This is a genomic window from Ruegeria sp. K11, assembly GCF_056531905.1.
Genome location: NZ_JBQFMP010000010.1, coordinates 66,182 through 84,022 on the forward strand (window position 1 = coordinate 66,182; position 17,841 = coordinate 84,022).

At 54.2% G+C, this 17,841-nt stretch carries 15 protein-coding genes and 1 tRNA gene; 8 read left to right on the forward strand and 8 right to left on the reverse strand.

Annotated elements, in window-relative coordinates; translation table 11 throughout:
• Positions 1-57 precede the first annotated feature (57 nt).
• On the forward strand, positions 58-1,488 hold the full coding sequence (locus ACR0K4_RS16485) for a site-specific integrase (RefSeq protein ID WP_480854841.1): 1,431 nt from the start codon (positions 58-60) through the stop codon (positions 1,486-1,488).
• A 16-nt stretch (positions 1,489-1,504) separates the two neighbouring features.
• Here ACR0K4_RS16485 and ACR0K4_RS16490 read toward each other — a convergent pair whose 3' ends face one another.
• The gene (locus ACR0K4_RS16490; RefSeq protein ID WP_480854842.1) at positions 1,505-2,701 is read right to left on the reverse strand and encodes a hypothetical protein; all 1,197 of its coding nucleotides are present in this window, start codon (positions 2,699-2,701) and stop codon (positions 1,505-1,507) included.
• Positions 2,698-3,534: a hypothetical protein gene (locus ACR0K4_RS16495; protein ID WP_480854843.1), complete on the reverse strand. Its 837-nt coding sequence runs from the start codon at positions 3,532-3,534 to the stop codon at positions 2,698-2,700. The genes ACR0K4_RS16490 and ACR0K4_RS16495 overlap by 4 nt, the downstream gene beginning before the upstream one ends.
• 419 nt (positions 3,535-3,953) lie before the next feature.
• Between ACR0K4_RS16495 and ACR0K4_RS16500 the strand changes: the two genes are divergently transcribed.
• Both ACR0K4_RS16500 and ACR0K4_RS16505 read left to right on the forward strand, forming a co-directional pair.
• The gene (locus tag ACR0K4_RS16500) at positions 3,954-4,514 is read left to right on the forward strand and encodes a recombinase family protein (RefSeq protein ID WP_480854844.1); all 561 of its coding nucleotides are present in this window, start codon (positions 3,954-3,956) and stop codon (positions 4,512-4,514) included.
• 1,012 nt (positions 4,515-5,526) lie between these two features.
• The gene (locus tag ACR0K4_RS16505) at positions 5,527-6,645 is read left to right on the forward strand and encodes a linear amide C-N hydrolase (protein WP_480854845.1); all 1,119 of its coding nucleotides are present in this window, start codon (positions 5,527-5,529) and stop codon (positions 6,643-6,645) included.
• Positions 6,646-7,000: 355 nt separating this feature from the next.
• Here ACR0K4_RS16505 and ACR0K4_RS16510 read toward each other — a convergent pair whose 3' ends face one another.
• The 3 genes from ACR0K4_RS16510 to ACR0K4_RS16520 form a co-directional block, all read right to left on the reverse strand.
• Positions 7,001-7,279: a hypothetical protein gene (locus ACR0K4_RS16510; protein WP_480854846.1), complete on the reverse strand. Its 279-nt coding sequence runs from the start codon at positions 7,277-7,279 to the stop codon at positions 7,001-7,003.
• A 218-nt stretch (positions 7,280-7,497) separates the two neighbouring features.
• A tRNA-Gln gene (locus ACR0K4_RS16515) sits at positions 7,498-7,572 on the reverse strand.
• A gap of 181 nt (positions 7,573-7,753) precedes the next feature.
• Complete coding sequence (locus ACR0K4_RS16520) at positions 7,754-8,242, reverse strand: SH3 domain-containing protein (protein WP_480521381.1); 489 nt, start codon at positions 8,240-8,242, stop codon at positions 7,754-7,756.
• Positions 8,243-8,413: 171 nt separating this feature from the next.
• On the opposite strand from ACR0K4_RS16520, the gene ACR0K4_RS16525 reads away from it, so the two are divergent.
• The 4 genes from ACR0K4_RS16525 to ACR0K4_RS16540 all read left to right on the forward strand — a co-directional run bounded on the left by ACR0K4_RS16525 (position 8,414) and on the right by ACR0K4_RS16540 (position 14,838).
• Positions 8,414-9,400, forward strand: a complete 987-nt coding sequence (locus tag ACR0K4_RS16525; protein WP_480854847.1) for a 2-hydroxyacid dehydrogenase — start codon at positions 8,414-8,416, stop codon at positions 9,398-9,400.
• Positions 9,401-9,433: 33 nt separating this feature from the next.
• Positions 9,434-10,831: an FAD-binding oxidoreductase gene (locus ACR0K4_RS16530; protein WP_480854848.1), complete on the forward strand. Its 1,398-nt coding sequence runs from the start codon at positions 9,434-9,436 to the stop codon at positions 10,829-10,831.
• A gap of 109 nt (positions 10,832-10,940) precedes the next feature.
• Entirely contained in the window at positions 10,941-12,194 is a 1,254-nt protein-coding gene (locus tag ACR0K4_RS16535) for a hypothetical protein (protein ID WP_480854849.1), read from the forward strand.
• Between the two features lie 136 nt (positions 12,195-12,330).
• Positions 12,331-14,838: a GcvT family protein gene (locus tag ACR0K4_RS16540; protein ID WP_480854850.1), complete on the forward strand. Its 2,508-nt coding sequence runs from the start codon at positions 12,331-12,333 to the stop codon at positions 14,836-14,838.
• Between the two features lie 273 nt (positions 14,839-15,111).
• On the opposite strand, the gene ACR0K4_RS16545 is transcribed toward ACR0K4_RS16540, so the two are convergent.
• The 3 genes from ACR0K4_RS16545 to ACR0K4_RS16555 form a co-directional block, all read right to left on the reverse strand.
• The gene (locus tag ACR0K4_RS16545) at positions 15,112-15,456 is read right to left on the reverse strand and encodes a carboxymuconolactone decarboxylase family protein (RefSeq protein ID WP_480854851.1); all 345 of its coding nucleotides are present in this window, start codon (positions 15,454-15,456) and stop codon (positions 15,112-15,114) included.
• A gap of 69 nt (positions 15,457-15,525) precedes the next feature.
• Positions 15,526-16,179 (reverse strand): DUF938 domain-containing protein, encoded by a 654-nt coding sequence (locus ACR0K4_RS16550; RefSeq protein WP_480854852.1) that lies wholly within the window; start codon positions 16,177-16,179, stop codon positions 15,526-15,528.
• On the reverse strand, positions 16,176-17,243 hold the full coding sequence (locus ACR0K4_RS16555) for an NAD(P)/FAD-dependent oxidoreductase (protein ID WP_480854853.1): 1,068 nt from the start codon (positions 17,241-17,243) through the stop codon (positions 16,176-16,178). Before ACR0K4_RS16555 ends, ACR0K4_RS16550 begins: the two co-directional genes overlap by 4 nt.
• A gap of 201 nt (positions 17,244-17,444) precedes the next feature.
• Between ACR0K4_RS16555 and ACR0K4_RS16560 the strand changes: the two genes are divergently transcribed.
• Positions 17,445-17,840: a hypothetical protein gene (locus ACR0K4_RS16560; RefSeq protein WP_480521383.1), complete on the forward strand. Its 396-nt coding sequence runs from the start codon at positions 17,445-17,447 to the stop codon at positions 17,838-17,840.
• The last annotated feature ends 1 nt before the right edge of the window (position 17,841 follow it).

Below are 17,841 nucleotides of genomic sequence, written 5' to 3' on the forward strand. Positions count from 1 at the left end.
GCACGGCGTCTTGCAGTGTGCGGCGACACAATAACAAAGCACATAGAACATTCGGGCATGAACTACGGCGAACTACGCACAAAGGTGCATGAGTACTTCACGGAAGTACTAAAGAAGGCAAAGGCACGTAGGGATGAACTCGGTCCCTATACCGAACTAGAGAAAGAACGCATCGCTGACACCATTCGTCTTCATGAGGCGGATAACGAAGACTATTGGGACATGCTTGGCAGAGACTATGCCCGCTCAGAACTAGATAAGTTATGCAACGGCACCGGGGTCAGGCAACCGAAGACACAAGAGGACGCCTTTTTGATCTTAGGTGAAATCAAGAAAGCTCAATTGGCACTAACCAAGGCCCTACTGGAACACGACAAGACCTTTGAGAAATACGATTTCTTAGCCCCAGAGGTAACTACTGAGGCACGCGATAAAGCGCCGCCACCTCAGCACAACGACCCCACGCTTTCTGAAGCTGTAGAAGCCTATTTCACCGAGCAAGCAAAGATCGCGAACTGGACACCCGGAACAGTTCAGAAACGCAAGGCTGGATTGGCGATTGCAGTTGAGTGGTTTGGTGCAGATTGCGGTATGAACCAAATCGGCAAACAGCAAGCGGCAGAACTCAAGAACGCTATTCTGTCATTGCCAGCCAACAGGTCGAAAGCTGCTGCGACGCAAGGGCTGACACTGCGTGAGGCCATAGACGTCAAAGACATTCCTAGGATCAGCAATGCCACGGTGAACAGCTACCTAAGTACTTACAAAAACTTTTGGGCGTGGGCAGAGGCACATGGCTACACTACAGAGGCATTGTTTCAAGGGCTAACTATTGGGAAAAAAGGCGGGCAAGCCAAAGAAAGAAAAGCTTACACGCAAGATGCGTTAAGCAAAGCCTACAAGGCGCTAACTGAACCGGAAAGCAAGTTTTACAGAAAAGAGAGCCACCGATGGGCAACACTTATCGCAATGTTCAGCGGTGCGCGGCTGAACGAGGTGTGCCAACTAGAGTTGAGCGATATTAGGCAAGAAGATGGCATATGGCTGTTTGACATCACCGAGGACGGCGAGGACAAAAAAGGGCTGAAGAGTGATGCTGCGCACCGCAGCGTCCCTATACATTCGAAGCTAATCGAGCTCGGCCTATTGGAGTACGTTAACAAGCGTCGATCAGCAGAGCACAACAGGCTATTCCCAGACTATACTTACAGCCCCAAACATGGCTACGGAGACAAGCTCAGTAAGTGGTTTAACCGAACATTCACAACTAGTCTCGGCATCAAGTCAGACGCTCATGTATTTCACGGTCTTCGTCACACATTTGCGACTAGGCTAGGACAAGCTGACGTCCCAACTGAAAGGATACAGTTTATTGTAGGGCATGAACGCCAAGGGGTTACTCAACAGGTTTATATGAAGGAAGGGTACACACCAAAGCAGACCAAGGAAGCCGTTGAACGCTTCTCAGTTGATGCGTTAGGTACTTGATCCGTTGGACATATGGCTATTGCCTTCCGAAGTACTCCGGCCATGTCTGACGAATTCTGTGGTGCTCACCTAATGTCTTAGCGATCTTTTCTATCTCGATTACAAGTATTCTGTGTTGGTGCGCAGACAGCAAGCTTTGCGTCCTATTCGCGTATCTAATTCGACTAGGTTGATCAGGAAGATGATACGCGATGTCGCTCAACTCAATAGTGCCAAGAGGCCTAGGCAACCGAAGCCTCTCTTGCAGAGCAACTATGGCTAGTTCTGTGTTCTGAGATTTCATGGTTGTACTCAGGTAAGCCATTCGAATAGAGGGCGAATTACTTAACGCCTCCGAATACAGCTTCACCGCAGCGCCGCTGAATGATCGGTTGCAAAGCACCTTAGCAAGCGCGATTTTTTCTTTAACAAGGCTATTTTCAGAAAGCCTTTTAAGGACCGCCACAGTTAAATCTTGGCGAGGCTCGTTGTTCAAAATCGTTGCCGCCAACTTATCTGGAAGCTCCTGAAAACTCTCTACTATTGCGGTAGCTAACTTCGCAAATCCACTTTTGCCTCTTGAAGCTGCCTCATCTAGCACAGACGACACAAATCCTAAGCTACAACTTGCCAAATCAAAAACGTCGATAAAGTTGTTGGCCTTTATTGTTTCTGGCAAAAAGCGATCCACATCGTCAAAACATGCCTCATAGAACTGAAACCTTGCTCTTGTGAGAGCGCCTAACAATTCCTTTTGCTCGGAAACCATAAGGCGTGCTGGCCAACTCTTTGCGAGTTCTCTTACGAAGCGACGAACATAATTTACCTCGAAGCTAGGTGAGATCGGCGCGTTCAAGGTATCCTGAAGCGGCTGCAACAGCCTGTCATAAAGCGGGTCAGTGTCCTTAAGATGACTTAGGCTATTTAGGTAATCTTCAATCGTCTCTAAGCGCAGCAATCCTAACAACCGTAACTCGCCGTGGTCAGCGCCATCCTCGGCATAGGTGTCATTCGTGGCTAGATAGGAGCGTTGTTCTGTTGTGAGAATTGCCTCACTGTAGTTCGCTCGAAGACCGACCAAAAACGATATGTCTTGTAAACGTAGATCGGCACCGCTTAAGTCTGCCTGAAAGTACATCTTCCTCGGATCGATACCCGCAATCTTAGCCAGCTCCAAGAGGTTGTCCGTTTCAGCCGTGAGGATTTTCTCGGCAGTTTTGAATACGTTGCTCATAAGAATAACGGAATGGTATACTCAGCGAGGGTCATTTCTGAAAACTTGTCTTGAATATTGCCAACTCTAAGACCCTGACGCTGCATCTCACTCTTCAAATAGCTTTCAGCCGCGCGCTCTCTCGTCTTTTGATTGGCCCTATTTTGCTGAATGTTGTCTTCCTCCAGCTGCTTAAATTTGATGTCGTAAATGTGGACATCTTCCCTTTTACAGCGAATAGCAACCACGGCGACCGGTGCAATGTTTTGCTCCCTCTCAAACTCGATTTGTTCCTTTGGCCTTCGATCTATCACGGTGTATCGTGGGTCCTTATCCGCTTCCCACAATGAACCCTCCAAAACGTTGTGCAGGGGTGATGAGACGATCCAACTCCTGTGGCCGTCTTCTGACAGGCTTTGCAGGCTTTCCAAAGGTGCGACCTGTCTTACACTTTCAACGTCCTGCGAAGTCTGCTTCTTCCGACCGAACAGGCCACGCATTGCCCCAGTGGTCTTACCTCCCAGTTCGAAGTTCATCTCTGCTTGCGTCGTGTCCGAACGGTGCTCTTTGTCTGACACGGTAATTGGCGATGCTGGTGCGCTTCTGGCTACAGTTCTTGGATCAACATCAAACCCGTTACCGCGTTCCGGCAGTTCGACAACGATCTCGCACTGACGAAGCAGTACTCTAAAGTGAATATTAGAACTCTCGACGCCTCCAAGTCGTTCTCGGCGAAAGGAAGCATTTAGGTGCAAAGAGTAACGGTTTGGATTGCCTTCTTCTTGATCAAACCATCCATCTACAACAGCCAGTTGTCTGATGCTCTTTAGTCGGTTGTTGCTTTGGTTTTCCACTCAGAAGCCTGTAGTTGCGATATGGGCTACCCCTACAATATGTGGTTGTCGTTCTTTTGAAGCAATACCATAGGCTGATCTAGTGCACCGAATATCTACGGCGCTCTCTGCCACCTCTCAAAAAAACTGTGACAATTTGCGAGGGGGTATCTAATGAACACTTGGCGGCGAGTTCCCCCATGGGGTGGGCTGTTCAGTTAGTTTTGCCATTAACCTGTTGGTCTATATCGACCATCTGCACTTCCATTGCGACTTTGCAAACGAGCTATACAGCAAGGCCAAGAACCAGTTCCGTCTCAATGAACCCTGCCCCAGCGACACAACTGGCACATGCGCAAATTGTGTCTCACAGATATTGACTTTACCTTTTGAGACAGTATGTATCTCAATGTCTATGACTTTGAGAGACGGAACGGATCATGCTTGTTGGCTATGCTAGGACTTCCACTTTAGATCAGACGGCTGGGCTTGATGCTCAACTACGGGAGCTGGAAAAGGTCGGGTGCGAGAAGGTATTCACCGAACAGGTATCCTCAGTGGATGTGAGGGCGCGTGAGAAGCTCACAGAGGCGCTCAACTTCATCAGGGAGGGTGATCACCTAGTAGTCACCAAACTGGACCGTCTGGCACGCTCTATGGCTCACCTGATGGATATTCGCAGCCAGCTTGACGCCGTTGGCGCACACCTAACGATATTGGGGTTAAATCTCGACACCTCTACGGCCCAAGGCAAGCTGATGTTGAACCTGCTTGGAAGCGTGGCCGAGTTTGAACGTGAGATTATGCTGGAGCGACAGCGCGAAGGAATTGCTAAGGCCAAAGCTGCCGGAAAGTACAAAGGACGCAAACCAACTGCATTGGCAAAGTCGGACGAGGTGCTTGCTCTGGCAGGAAAAGGCATAGGCGCTACCAAGATTGCTCAAGACCTCGGGATCAGCCGCGCATCGGTCTACCGGATACTCAATGCGGGCCAAAGCTGACCGAAGCTACCGCAGTTGTTGGCAGACTGTATGGGTGCCTATCAAAACCTCAAAAGATATACGCTTGTGCCGGGTCATCTATCTTCTTTGCAATTCGGTAATTTGATCGGGTTCGGACCCGAGAATGCTAAACCCTCCGTCTAATGAGGGAAGAACCGGATGCGATCATGCTTTGCTTAACCCTTCCTCTAATGAGGTAAGAAACGGATGCGTAGCATTTACCGAATGTTCGATCCGTTTGCCCCAGTTGGATTATTGCAAGACTGCGAACAGATTAGGCTTTCTGAATGCCTCATCTGTCTGCCTCTGCAAGGTTAATGTTCAGTATTGATCCGATGATAGTAGGAATGTCCGAATAGTATATTTATTGTATATACATCTATAGATAATATCCATAGTATATACACTGTACTATACCTACATAGTCGAGTAATTGTGTATATGCATATAATATACTAATGGCTCCACTTAGAACGCACACTGTATGTATGTGCACTAGGTATTCATCAGTAGAAGATACCTAATAGTATATATCATGTGTATATACATAATTTATCACACTAAAAGTAATACTATGCACCGATATGCTTAGTGCGCTGGATGGTTAGCCAGTATCAGCATGAAGATTAGTATCCTTGGTATATACTACCAACCAGCACAACATATCTGTCTGTTTTATATTACTTTTTATCATTGCATCCGGTTGAATATTTCGGTGAAAGACGTGCCAGCATAGGTAGTCTACCAACCAAGTCGAAGCGACTGCAACGGGTACAGGACAGCACTGCTGACACCAACTTGTTCTATATGCTGGTGAACGCCTTCCTGACCGATGAGCGACCGTGGCCGATCCAATGACTAGAGTACCACACAGGCTAAGGGATTGGCCAAATCCAGCCGTTACATTCCCTAAATTATGTAAGCAACTGCGACATAGAAGGCAGACATGTCAGTGTCACGCATGTAGGCTTTCCTTATTGTTACCCAATTTAGCAGCAGGAGACTTACGAAGATGGTGCACAGATTGATAAAGCTCGGCGCGCGCGCTGGGGTCGCCTTGGTTGCATCCGTTTCAATGGCTTGGGCCTGCACAGGGATCATGCTGACAGGAACGGACGGGAGCATCGTTCGCGCAAGAACAGCGGAATGGGGCCCATTCGATCTTGAGACCAAGATCAACGTCATACCAAGGGGCTTCGCTTACAGCGCAGGGGAGATGCCCGATGGACAAGAAGGGGCCGCTTGGACAGGACGCTTTGGGATGGTTGGCATTAGTATGCTGGACCACGGAGCACCTGCTGATGGTATCAATGAGGCTGGATTGACCGCCGGACTATTCTATTTGCCGGGGTTTACAGAATACCAAGAGTATCTGCCCGATCTTGCTGACAACACTATACCCGGCGACCTTCTAGCTGCTTACGTCCTGTCTATGTTCGAGACAGTTGAGGAGGCACAGGCCGGTCTTGAGGGCATACGTGTTGTAGGAGTTGTTGACGAGACGCTCGGCTTCCCGTTTCCGTTCCACATGTTGGTCGCAGACCGCTTTGGTGGCCGGATCGTCGTAGAGTACATTGACGGTGAACTGACCGTCTTTGAGGCTCCGCTTGGTGTCATCACCAACTCGCCCAATTACGACTGGCACATGACCAACCTCAACAACTATGTAAATCTGACGGCTATCGGCCTTCCCGAAGTCGAAGCCAGCGGCGTCACCTTTGCACCGCTGGGCGCAGGAAGCGGAATGATTGGTCTACCCGGTGATTTCACACCTCCTTCGCGGTTTGTCCGCGCGGTCGCATTCTCTCAAACGGCACGTGAGACAGAAGGCGGATATGACACTGTGCGCGAGGCGTTCCGGATACTCGATAACTTCAACATACCAGCCGACGCAGCAGAGGGTGCTCAGGACGATGTACAGTCTGAGGACCTGCTATACAGCGCGACACAGGTAACGACTGCAAGCAACTCGCTAGAACTGACGTACTACTATCACACGATGTATGACCGCACTGTGCACATGGTCGATCTCAAACAAATCGACTTCGAAGCGATGGGTGACGAGATGATAGTATTCCCAACAAGTGGCAATCGCGAACCGACAATCGTCGATATGACACCGACCAACTAGTCACATGCGCACTTGGGCCACGGAAGCAACAGAGTAGGAACGTGGCCCGAGACATCAACCCAAACGTACTGGTTGCCTATGTTCGGGTGTGACACTAAGGTGAGACACAGTACAAACCACCACACCACAATAGTGTTTACTATCAGTGCGTTAGGCGTTCGGCGGCGTTTCCCCTAGGCTCCACCATCTCACTTTTTGGGGTTGAAATTTCCGCTAACACCTTGAATGGAAAGGTGGTTTTAGCGGTTCGATAACCATCATTCCGGCTATAGAGAAGGGGCTCTGCCAAGGTCAAACAGTAGCACTGTTTGCTGCATTGCAAATCCGCCTTTCCTGCAAAGATTCCACGAGTTTGTCAGAAGCTGGAGGGTCGGATCAATAAATTCCGACCGGTGTCTTTTAGAAGGAGGCGCGGAATCGAACTGTCTGCCAGTTTCAGGCGTTGATGTTCCAGTTCTTCGATAAGGGTCTCATATGCGCTGATGACCGTCGGACTAAATGTTTGCACGATACGTCCAAGCGGCGATTTCACTTCGGCATCCAAAAACTCGAGCTGTTTGTTCAGCGTTTCCTTGGTGCTCTTGGCCTCTAGGGCACGCGTCTCCCACAGATCGGTGAACATCGCCCGTGCCATCGCCAAAAGCTGCTTGGTGGGCTGTAGAGAGCACAGAATTGGACGCAGCGAAACTGCAGCGTTCAGCCCTGGATGCCGAACCCAGAGCGATCAGACCTCATGTGTCGAGGCAGTTCTTGGTAACTTGAAAATGAGCCAACTGAGATGACAACCGAAAGCTATATTCGCCGAATTTGAAAAAAGTTGCGTTTCAAGCTGGACGATACAAAAGTGAAAGATGGCTGGGGTGGTAGGATTCGAACCTACGATACACGGTACCAAAAACCGCTGCCTTACCACTTGGCTACACCCCAACGGTGAGCGGCTATCTACGACTGTTGGTTTCAGGGTTCAAGAGCTTTTCGACAAAAAAACTTTGCCAGCCGGAAAATAGTTTTTTGAAGGATCCCGGCACGTGGTGACCTTATGAATGCCGCCGGATCAGGCTGTTTTGACAGGCAAACGCAGTGCGCGGATTGCGGTTGACTTGAAGTCTTACTCGCGGAGTTCAGACGGGTCGACACCCCATAGGTTGGCCTTCAAGGTCCATCCGCGATGGCCGCCTGCTGAGATGCGGCACCAGTCCAGCGTGCAGGTGCCCAGTCTTGCGACCACGCCTGTTTCGAATTGCGCATTGACCTGAGACGCCGGATCGGGATTTGCATAGACAGGCAACATGTCGGATTCGACCAAAACCGTGCGTACTCCGGACAACAGCGCATAGTGAACCCAGCCGCCGGCGCCATCGTGATCCTGCACCCTTCTCCAGTTGCCGTATTCTGCCGTGATCTGCAATGGCATTCCCCGGCGCTTGAAGACCCAGTCGATTCGATGGGTCAGAGACGGACCGCGCCGTACGTTGCCTTCTGCTGCTTTCATCGAGACATAACGGGGCAGCGGCAGGTTGGTGACTTGGCCGCGTTTTTCCTGTGCGCTGGCCGTAACCGCACTGATCGCCACCAAAAATACAATCACCAGCGCCACAATCGGGCGTTTTACGAAAAAAATCGAACTCACTGCCTGCCTGCTCTTACGTTCAGTGTTCGTATGTCAAAAAAAGGTCGAGTCTGCGCTCGGCGGGTTCTTGTGCCCGGTGTGATCCTGCGCCACGATGCCATGGCGCGTGACTGATTGCAAAGCAGTAGGAGAGCTGAGGTGCCGAAAGAACGTCTGAGTGTTGTCGTTACGCGACGGTTGCCCGAGGCGGTGGAAACGCGGTTGAGCGAACTGTTCGACGTGCGTTTGCGCGACAGTGATATGCCAATGTCCCGAGAGGAATTGACGGCAGCTGTGAAAGACGCCGATGTGCTGGTTCCGACCATCACCGACACAATTGATGGCGGCCTTCTTGGGCAGGCCGGAGAGCGGCTGCGCCTGATTGCCAATTACGGCGCCGGGGTGGACAATATCGACGTTGCCACGGCCCGGCAGCGCGGCATCCTGGTGTCAAATACGCCCGGTGTTCTGACCGATGACACAGCCGATATGACCATGGCACTGATCCTGGCCGTAACCCGCCGCATCCCCGAGGGGCTGAGCCAGATGCAAAAGGGCGATTGGGCCGGGTGGGCTCCGACCGCTTTGTTGGGCGGGCGCGTAGGCGGTCGACGTCTGGGGATTCTTGGCATGGGGCGTATAGGTCAGGCTGTTGCCTGTCGCGCCAGCGCCTTTGGCATGCAGGTGCATTACCACAATCGCCGTCGCTTGCGTCCGGAGGTCGAACAGGAGCTTGAGGCAACCTATTGGGAAAGCCTCGATCAGATGGTGGCGCGGATGGATGTGATATCGGTCCATTGCCCCTCGACGCCTTCGACCTTTCATCTGATGAACGCGCGGCGGTTGAAGCTGATGAAGCCTTCGGCGGTGATTGTGAATACATCTCGCGGCGAGGTGATCGATGAAAACGCCCTGACCCGTATGATCCGCGGAGGAGAGATCGCGGGCGCGGGTCTGGATGTCTATGAGCACGGTACGGACGTGAATCCGCGTCTCAGGCAGTTGCCGAATGTTGTGCTGCTGCCGCATATGGGATCGGCCACGTTGGAGGGCCGGATCGAGATGGGCGAAAAGGTGATCATCAATATCAAGACATTTGAAGATGGTCACAGGCCGCCGGATCAGGTTGTGCCCGCGATGCTGTGATCCGCAGCCCGCTGCGGTAAAGGAGGAAGACAAATGGTGAAAGCAACGGCTTTGCCCCGGAACGAGGCCGGGATCGATACTGTTTTGGGTATTCTTAAGCAACGTTTTGGTGACCGTCTGCAAACCGGCGCGGCGATCCGCGAACAGCATGGTCACACGACGACCTGGATCGAGAATCAAAGCCCTGACGCTGTTGTGTTCCCCAAAAGCACCGCAGAGGTCGCCGATATCGTAAAGACCTGCGCCGCGCACAAGGTTCCGGTTATCCCGTTTGGCACCGGAACCTCGCTTGAGGGCCATGTAAATGCTCCTGCAGGCGGGATTTCCGTCGATTTGGCGCAGATGGATCAGGTTCTGGCCGTGCATGCGGATGATCTGGATTGCGTTGTGCAGCCAGGTGTGACCCGCACACGGTTGAACGCCCATCTGCGTGATCAAGGGTTGTTCTTTCCAATCGATCCGGGTGCCGATGCTTCGCTGGGCGGGATGGCGGCAACGCGGGCTTCGGGAACGAATGCGGTGCGATATGGCACGATGAAGGATAACATCCTCAGCCTCGAAGCGGTGATGCCTGACGGCCAGATCATTCGCACAGGGCACCGCGCCAAGAAGTCATCGGCGGGGTATGACCTGACGCGTCTGCTGGTCGGGTCCGAGGGGACGCTGGGGATCATCACCGAGATTACCCTGCGCCTTCAGGGCATCCCCGAGGCGATCACGTCGGCCCGGTGTTCATTCCCGACCGTCGACGCGGCCTGTCGCGCTGTGATGACAACGATCCAGTACGGTATTCCCGTGGCCCGGATTGAGCTGCTGGACGAAATGTCAGTCAAAGCGGCAAACGCCTATTCCGGTCTGAGCTTGCCTGAGACACCTTTGTTGCTGCTGGAATTCCACGGCTCTGACAGCGGTGCTGCGGAACAGGCCGAGACGTTTGGCCAGATCGCGGAAGAATTCGGAGGTGGCGATTTTGCGGCGACCTCGACCACTGAAGAGCGGAACAAGCTTTGGCAGGCGCGGCACGATATGTATTGGGCCAGTCTGCAACTGCGACCGGGCGCGCGCGGGATATCAACGGATGTCTGCGTCCCGATCTCGCGGTTGGCGGAATGCGTCACTGCAACTCAGGAAAAGGCCGAAGCGATGGGTCTGATGGCGCCGATGGTCGGGCATGTGGGGGATGGCAACTTTCACACTCTGCTGTTGATAGACATGGAAGACGCCGAAGAAGTGGCCAATGCCGATGATTTTGTCGGGTGGTTGAACGAGCTGGCGATTTCGATGGAGGGAACCTGTACCGGCGAGCACGGGATCGGACAGGGCAAACGCCCCTATCTGGTGAAGGAACTCGGACAGGCCACTCATTACATGGCTGCGATCAAATCGGTCATCGATCCGGATAACATCATGAATCCGGGTAAGATATTATAGCGGATTGGATGTTGGAATACCCACCAGTCTCCTTGTTGCGGTCACTCCCGCGCCCCAATCCGCAATCAGTATCAGCGCCAAAGCAGATTGAGACTCTTTGGGGCAAGAGATGGACGCCGTACGTTTTGTTGGATTTCTGCTGATCGCAATAAGTGTCGTGATCGGTCTTGACTACTATCAGCAAGACAAAAAGCACGAAGGTCTCTTGTCGCTGAGCGGCTATCTCGACACGGTCAACGATCGCTTCAACGTGTATCAGACAGAACGCGTGGCCAAACAGGCGGAAAGTGTTCGTAAGGACCGCTGGAAAGCGTGGACGAAGTCGTTTTTGCCCACGGCAACTGAAAGCTGGGTAAGACATGAGCTATCGGACGAACAGACTGCGCCTGTGACAACGGTCCTGACCCAGTTTGCGCCCACGCCTTTGATCAGCTCAATTTCCACCCCGCAGGAACTTGCGGCCCTGCGCAGTTCGGGGCGCGAGGGTTTGGTTCGTAAGCTGGCGGAAACAGGTGCCGTCTATTCCAATGAAGGCCAGACCTTTTGGCTCGACATCTCGCTGAAGCCAAAATCCGCGCGGAACTCGCTTGCGAACTTGGCGTTGGGGCGGCAGGCGGCTTTTCTGAATGCGATGTCTGTCAAGCAAGGCTTCGCGGTGATCGACGGTGTCGGTTTCGTTGAGGTTCTGGAAAACGCAGCAATACAGAATTCGAACAAGGAATATCGCAGCATAGAAGGTCGTATCGGATTTGACGAAGAGGTCGTAATCCGACTGCAGACCCGGGCTGATGACGCCGCGATCCGGGATATACTCGAGCGAATCGACTACGCGGGCCTGAATGAGTTGCTGGCCTATCCGTCACCTGTTGTTGGGGCGGGTATTTTCGTACCCGACGATCAGCAGCCGGAAATGGCAAGCAAGATGGATGATCTTTACGGTCAGATGCAGCGGATGCAGGACAAGGTATCGGCTGAAAAAATTCAGAACATGGATATGACGGCATTGATGGTCAACACACTGACGGCCTCGGGGTTCAATAGTGACGGGCTGATGGACGTAACCGGTGGCAAGGTATTTGAAAACCAGCAGGTTATGCAGATCGGGTACGGGCGGGCGCAAGAGCTGTTGCTGACATCCGATCAACGTCAGGCCAGCGCTGAACCGAAATCCAAGGGGCGTGGACTTTTGGGGCGCTTGATGGCCAAGCTGCCTGCCGTTGGTTCCGGAACGGTTGAGACCGCGCAAAAGGCTCCGGTACAAGAAGCCCCGGCACCGCGCGAGGTGCGGGTTCACAAAGGGGGCGGGATCAAGCCCTGCGCACAGGTAGGCAGCATCAAGCGCTGTTCCGTGGGCGGGAATTAGGGCTGCGGCCTGCGAAACCATGATCCGCAGTAACCTGCGGGTCGTTTTTTTCTTATCACAGGTCGGATGAATGTCGCGCCGGGCGTCTCAAATACGCCATATGGTGTCAACTGAATTCAAGCGGAGACACCCGGCTATGAAAACCCAAGTCAAAGCACTGGTCGTTGGCGGTGGCGCCGTCGGCACCTCGATTGCCTATCACCTGGCCAAGGCAGGCTGGGACGATGTGATGCTGATCGAACGCGATGAGCTGACCTCCGGGTCCACCTGGCACGCAGCTGGTCTGCTGCCGCTGTTCAACATGTCCTATGCGACGACCCATATCCACAAGTACTCGGTTGATTTCTACAAGCAGCTTGAGGCTGAGACTGGCCTGAACGCAGGCTTCGCCGTCGTCGGCAATCTGCGCATGGCGCAGACGCAAGAGCGTATGGACGAATACATGCTCTATGCCTCGACCGCCGAGACCTGCGATGTGGCCTACGAATGGCTGACGCCTGAGCAGATCAAGGAACGCTGGCCGCTGATCGAAACCGGCGACCTGAAGGGCGCGATCTATCACACCGAAGATGGCTATATTAACCCTGCCGACGTGACCCAAGCGATGGCCAAGGGTGCCCGTCAACGCGGCGTCGACATCGTTCGAAAGATGCAGGCCGATGCTTTCCACTGGAACGGCACGCATTGGGAAGTCACCTGCACCAAGATGATCGAGCAGGGCGGCAACCTTGTTCCTTCTGACGAGCAGGTGGTAATCACCGCGGAACACGTCGTGACCGCATCGGGCAACCACGCACAGCGCACCGCCAAGATGCTGGGCATCAAGATGCCCGCGATCCCGGTTGAGCACACGTTCATCGTCATGGACAAAGACCCCGAGTTGGTCAAATGGCGTGAAGCCGGTAACCCCGAGCATCCGGTTGTGCGTGACGCCGACAATGAATCCTATGCGCGCGAAGAACGCGGTGGCTGGATTTTGGGCATCTATGAACACGGTGCGCCTGCACGTTTCGAACATGGCGTTCCGGACAGCTTCCGCGCTGACCTGTTCCCGCTGGATATCGATCGGATCGCAGATCAGTACATGGCAATGGCCGAGCGTGTGCCGTCCTGCGCCGAATCCGGCCTGAAGGACGATTTCAACGGCCCGATCTGCTATACCCCCGACGGCAACCCGCTGGTTGGTCCCGCTCCGGGCCTGCGCAACATGTGGCTGGCCGAGGGCTTCAGCTTCGGGATCACCGCTGCAGGCGGCACCGGCTACTATCTGGCACAGATGATGGTCGATGGCGAAGCCGAGATCGACATGGCCTCGCTGGACCCCAAGCGGTATTCGTCCAACTGGATGACCACCGAGTTTGCAGCGCGCAAGAACGAAGAGTGCTATGAGCACGTCTACATCCTGCACCACCCCGACGAAGAGCGCGCGGCCTGCCGCCCGCTGCGCACTGTTCCGGCCTATGACCGCCAGAAAGCGCGCGGCGCTCAGTTCGGCTGGGTGAACGGTTGGGAACGTCCCAACTACTATGGCCCGGTTGATGCACCCGAAAACTTCGACCATGACGCCCGCTCGTTCCGCCGTGGCGGCTGGTGGCAATATGCCGTCGAAGAAGCCAAAGCGATCCGCGAAGGCGTTGGCCTGATCGACGCGTCGGCCTTTACCAAGCATGTCGTCAAAGGCCCCGGTGCGACCCAGTTTCTGGATTGGTTCACCTGCAACAAGCTGCCCAAGATCGGTCGTATCAACCTGACCTACGCGCTGACTTCGCACGGTACCACCCGCACCGAATACACCATCGTCCGCAACGGCGAGAACAACTACTACATCGTCTCCGCCGGTGCCTGGACCGAGTACGACGCCGACTATCTGCGTAAGGCGGCCGAGGACAAGATGGAGGAGTTCGGTTACATCGAGATCCAGGACGTGACCACTCAGTGGGGCGTCTTTGCCATCGCCGGACCCAAGTCGCGCGACGTTCTGAAAGAGGTCATCAAAGACGCCGATCCGGACACCGCGCTGTCCAACAAGCGCTTCCCGTGGCTGTCGACCCGTCAGATCGAATTGGGTATGTGCCCCGTGAATGCGATCCGCGTGGCCTATACCGGTGAGCTGGGTTGGGAACTGCACCACCCGATCGAGATGCAGAACTACCTTTTCGATCTGCTTGAAAAAGCTGGTGAGAAGCACGGTATGAAGCTGGTCGGTGCGCGCGCCCAGAACTGGCTGCGTCAGGAGAAATCCTATCGCGCCTTCGGCACTGAACTGGGTCGCGATGCGACCCCGCTTGAGGCCGACCTGCCTCGTTTTGTCGACCTGTCGAAAGACTTCTACGGCAAGGCCAAGCTGGAAGAGACCGGCGTGCGCTTTAAGTGCTGCACCCTGCTGATCGACGGACCGGACGATGCCGACCCGTGGGGCCGCGAGGCGCTGTACACGCCCGAAGGTCAGCGCGTGGGTCGTCTGACCTCGGGCGGCTACTCAGTGGCGTTCGAAAAATCCATCGGCATGGGTTATGTGACGCCCGAACTTGCAGTTGAAGGCACCAAGCTGAAGGTCAAGATTCAGGACAAGCTGTGGGATGCGGTCGTGACCTGCGACAGCCCCTACGACCCAAAGAACGAAACCATCCGCAAGGACGGCTGACAAGGAAAAAGACTGAGGCGGCGCATGTGAATGCGTCGCCTGCGGCGACACATGCCTCCGGCGGAGGTATTTACGAACAGAAGAAGCGGGGGCTGGTGGCAAGATCCAGCCCCCCTGCTTTTGGCAAGGGGGGCCTTCTCCTGTTACGGCCATCGGCGCCTCCGCCTGTACCGCAAAGGTGTTCTTGGCACGGAGAAGTTAAGAAACCATTTCTTCTTCTGTTCAAAAATACCTCCGCCGGAGGCAAGCCTGCGCGAGCAGGCTTTTGCGACCTTAAGCTGATCCGGCAGAGAGCTCGTCGAAACACTCCATGGCCTTGGCCGCGTACATCATGGATGGGCCTCCGCCCATCTGGACGGCAACAGCCAGCACATCTGCAACCTCGTCCCGGGTCGCACCGGCTTTGACCAGCGCTTCGGCGTGAAGCGTAATACAAGGCTCGCACCGAATTGCGATTGCCATGCCCAAAGCGATGAACTCTTTGGTTTTGTAATCCAACGTCCCATCTTGCTTGACGGTTTTGCCCAATGTGCCAAAAGCACGGGCAGTATCCGGGATGGCGGAATTCAGATTTCGTAATCCTTTACGTGTGCTTGACAGTTTGTCTTGCCAGTTCATGTTTGTGACCTCTAACACATATTGCAGTTAGAATATGATGGAGGACGTGGGCTGAAGCCTTGATCTTGATCAGATCGGCGGCTTCTGGGCGACGAAGGCCAGATTGTTGGCGGGCATTTTTGTCAATTCGACCAGATCCAGCTGACACTGCCTCAGCAATTTCAGGATGTCTTGATCGTCCTTGTAACCGATCTCGGGGTCCTGTTGTACCAAGGCGTCATGGAACCGCAGATCGCCATCGCTGGTCAGACGGCCGGACCGTTTGAATGGGCCGTACAAGACGAGGCGGCCCGAAGCATTCAGCGTCAGAGCGGCTTGGCGCACCAGTGTCTGCACGTCTTGCCAAGGGATCAGATGCAGGAGATTGATCAGAACAACCAGGTCTTGTCCGGCGAATGAGTCATGCCACCCTGGGGACGTGGCATTCAGGTTTGCAGCGCATTCCACATTTTTCAAGTTGCGTGTGTATGCATCAATACTCGAGCGTCGTTCGGGATCGATTTCGCTGGGTTGCCAGTGAAAATCGGGCAAGCGTCGTGCGAATTCCGCGACATGCTGGCCTGTTCCGCTGGCAAGCTCCAAAGCGCGACCGGTGGCGGGGGCGATCCGTTCCAGCAAAGCGCTCAGGGCATCGGAATTCCGGCTGGCCGCAGGTGCAATCAGTTTATGGCCATCACCGTGCACAGCACCGCCAGCCGTTTTCGGGAGCTTGTGAGAGGTCATGTGCGAAACCGCTCGGCACTGAGAGAGACCGTTGCGGCGGCGTCCAATTGAGGGGATGCACCGGTTACAAGATCGGACAGCAACTGCCCTGCAGCGGGTGCCGTCTGGAATCCGTACCCGCCTTGCCCGGCGGCCCAGATGAACGACGGATCTAATGGGTCCGGTCCCAGAACCAGTGTTCCGTCCTGAACAAAGCTGCGTAACCCCGCCCAGTTGGTTTCGACCCTTGTGACGGGCTCGGTGACCATGGCTTCGTACCTGGCTATCCCTTCTGCCAGCACAAAATCATCCGCAAAAGCGTCATGGGGCGGAACCGGATCCGCGTCGGCCGGAGAGACCAGCAGTTTTCCGGCATCGGGTTTGGCATACCAGCTTTCGCCAGCACCCAGCATCACGGGCCATTTGCGCAGGTCGTGCCCTCCGGGTGCGGGAATGCGGGCGATGGAACGGCGGCATGGTGTAATTCCAATCGGCTCAATGCCTGAAAGCCGCGCGACCTCGTCGGCCCAGGCTCCGGCCGCATTTACAACTTGGCGGGCCTCGAACGTTTGGCTGGCGCTGATGGTCCAATGGTCCGTTTTGCCAATCGTGTGAACGCGCTGATTGCACAGAATTTGACCTGAATTGGCACGAATGGTTCGGGCGAAATTCTGTAAAACGCGATCTGTGTCGATATCGAATGCGTTTTCGCTGAGGGCTGCTAAACACACAGTGTTGGGGTTCAGGATTGGAATCTGACGCTGGGCGTCGGATATGGATATCTGCTGTAAACCCATATCCGCGACGTCGCGGTGAAACAGGTCGCTTTGGTCCTTGTCTGCCAACAACATCAATCCACGAGAGGACAGGTAATCTCCCTCTTCGAAAAATGCAGCACTCGCTGCGTTCAGGGCCATCACAGAAGGCGGGCCATAGCCTTTTTCAAACAGCGCAGCGGATCGGCCTGACGTGTGATAGCCTAAGGCCGTTTCGGCCTCTAATACCGTGACTGAGCCATGACTGGACAAGTATGCGCCAGCACTCAGTCCGGCGATACCACCTCCTATCACAAGAAAATCAATCATCAAAAAGACCTCGGAAGGGAGAGTTGCTTGGGGTATCTGAATTTCGGCGGGTGTCGCACATAGCCAGACCATCGCACGCCCCAGAGGCGTCGGAAAGACGCATGATGGTATCAAAGGAACTTGATTGGCCGCCTTCAGCCTGCTTTTAGTGCAACATCAGAGGATTTGGAGACAGATGTGGACGCCGTAGATATTCACCCCATGGCCACCGGCCATATTCCGTCATATGTGACCCAGGCGGATGGCAGCGATTTTCTTCTTACATTCATGATAATCTTTACCGTTGGCGTGATTGTATTACTTGGCGTGGCATATTTTACGTTGCATTCGATCCCCGAGAAAATGGCGCATGAAACCAACCACCCGCAGTTTCAACTGGTTGGAATTCTGGCCCTGCTCGCGCTGTTCACCCATAATGGAATTTTCTGGATTGCCGCCGTTCTGGTTGCCGGTTTCCAGTTCCCTGATTTTGCGGCCCCGTTGCGGTCGATCGCGGATGCGATCCGATCGCTTGCTCCGGGGGATCGCGCGGACCCGGCTGGCAGGGCCGAATCCGCGGTCGCAGAGTTGAATGAACCAAAAGCGCAGGGGCACTGAA

What these genes read in the sequence shown, in the direction of transcription:
- ACR0K4_RS16485 (WP_480854841.1), top strand. Translation starts at nt 58, where the DNA reads ATGAACTACGGCGAACTACGCACAAAGGTGCATGAGTACTTCACGGAA.
- ACR0K4_RS16490 (WP_480854842.1), bottom strand. Translation starts at nt 2,701, where the DNA reads ATGAGCAACGTATTCAAAACTGCCGAGAAAATCCTCACGGCTGAAACG.
- ACR0K4_RS16500 (WP_480854844.1), top strand. Translation starts at nt 3,954, where the DNA reads ATGCTTGTTGGCTATGCTAGGACTTCCACTTTAGATCAGACGGCTGGG.
- ACR0K4_RS16505 (WP_480854845.1), top strand. Translation starts at nt 5,527, where the DNA reads ATGGTGCACAGATTGATAAAGCTCGGCGCGCGCGCTGGGGTCGCCTTG.
- ACR0K4_RS16510 (WP_480854846.1), bottom strand. Translation starts at nt 7,279, where the DNA reads ATGGCACGGGCGATGTTCACCGATCTGTGGGAGACGCGTGCCCTAGAG.
- ACR0K4_RS16530 (WP_480854848.1), top strand. Translation starts at nt 9,434, where the DNA reads ATGGTGAAAGCAACGGCTTTGCCCCGGAACGAGGCCGGGATCGATACT.
- ACR0K4_RS16535 (WP_480854849.1), top strand. Translation starts at nt 10,941, where the DNA reads ATGGACGCCGTACGTTTTGTTGGATTTCTGCTGATCGCAATAAGTGTC.
- ACR0K4_RS16540 (WP_480854850.1), top strand. Translation starts at nt 12,331, where the DNA reads ATGAAAACCCAAGTCAAAGCACTGGTCGTTGGCGGTGGCGCCGTCGGC.
- ACR0K4_RS16545 (WP_480854851.1), bottom strand. Translation starts at nt 15,456, where the DNA reads ATGAACTGGCAAGACAAACTGTCAAGCACACGTAAAGGATTACGAAAT.
- ACR0K4_RS16550 (WP_480854852.1), bottom strand. Translation starts at nt 16,179, where the DNA reads ATGACCTCTCACAAGCTCCCGAAAACGGCTGGCGGTGCTGTGCACGGT.
- ACR0K4_RS16555 (WP_480854853.1), bottom strand. Translation starts at nt 17,243, where the DNA reads ATGATTGATTTTCTTGTGATAGGAGGTGGTATCGCCGGACTGAGTGCT.
- ACR0K4_RS16560 (WP_480521383.1), top strand. Translation starts at nt 17,445, where the DNA reads ATGGCCACCGGCCATATTCCGTCATATGTGACCCAGGCGGATGGCAGC.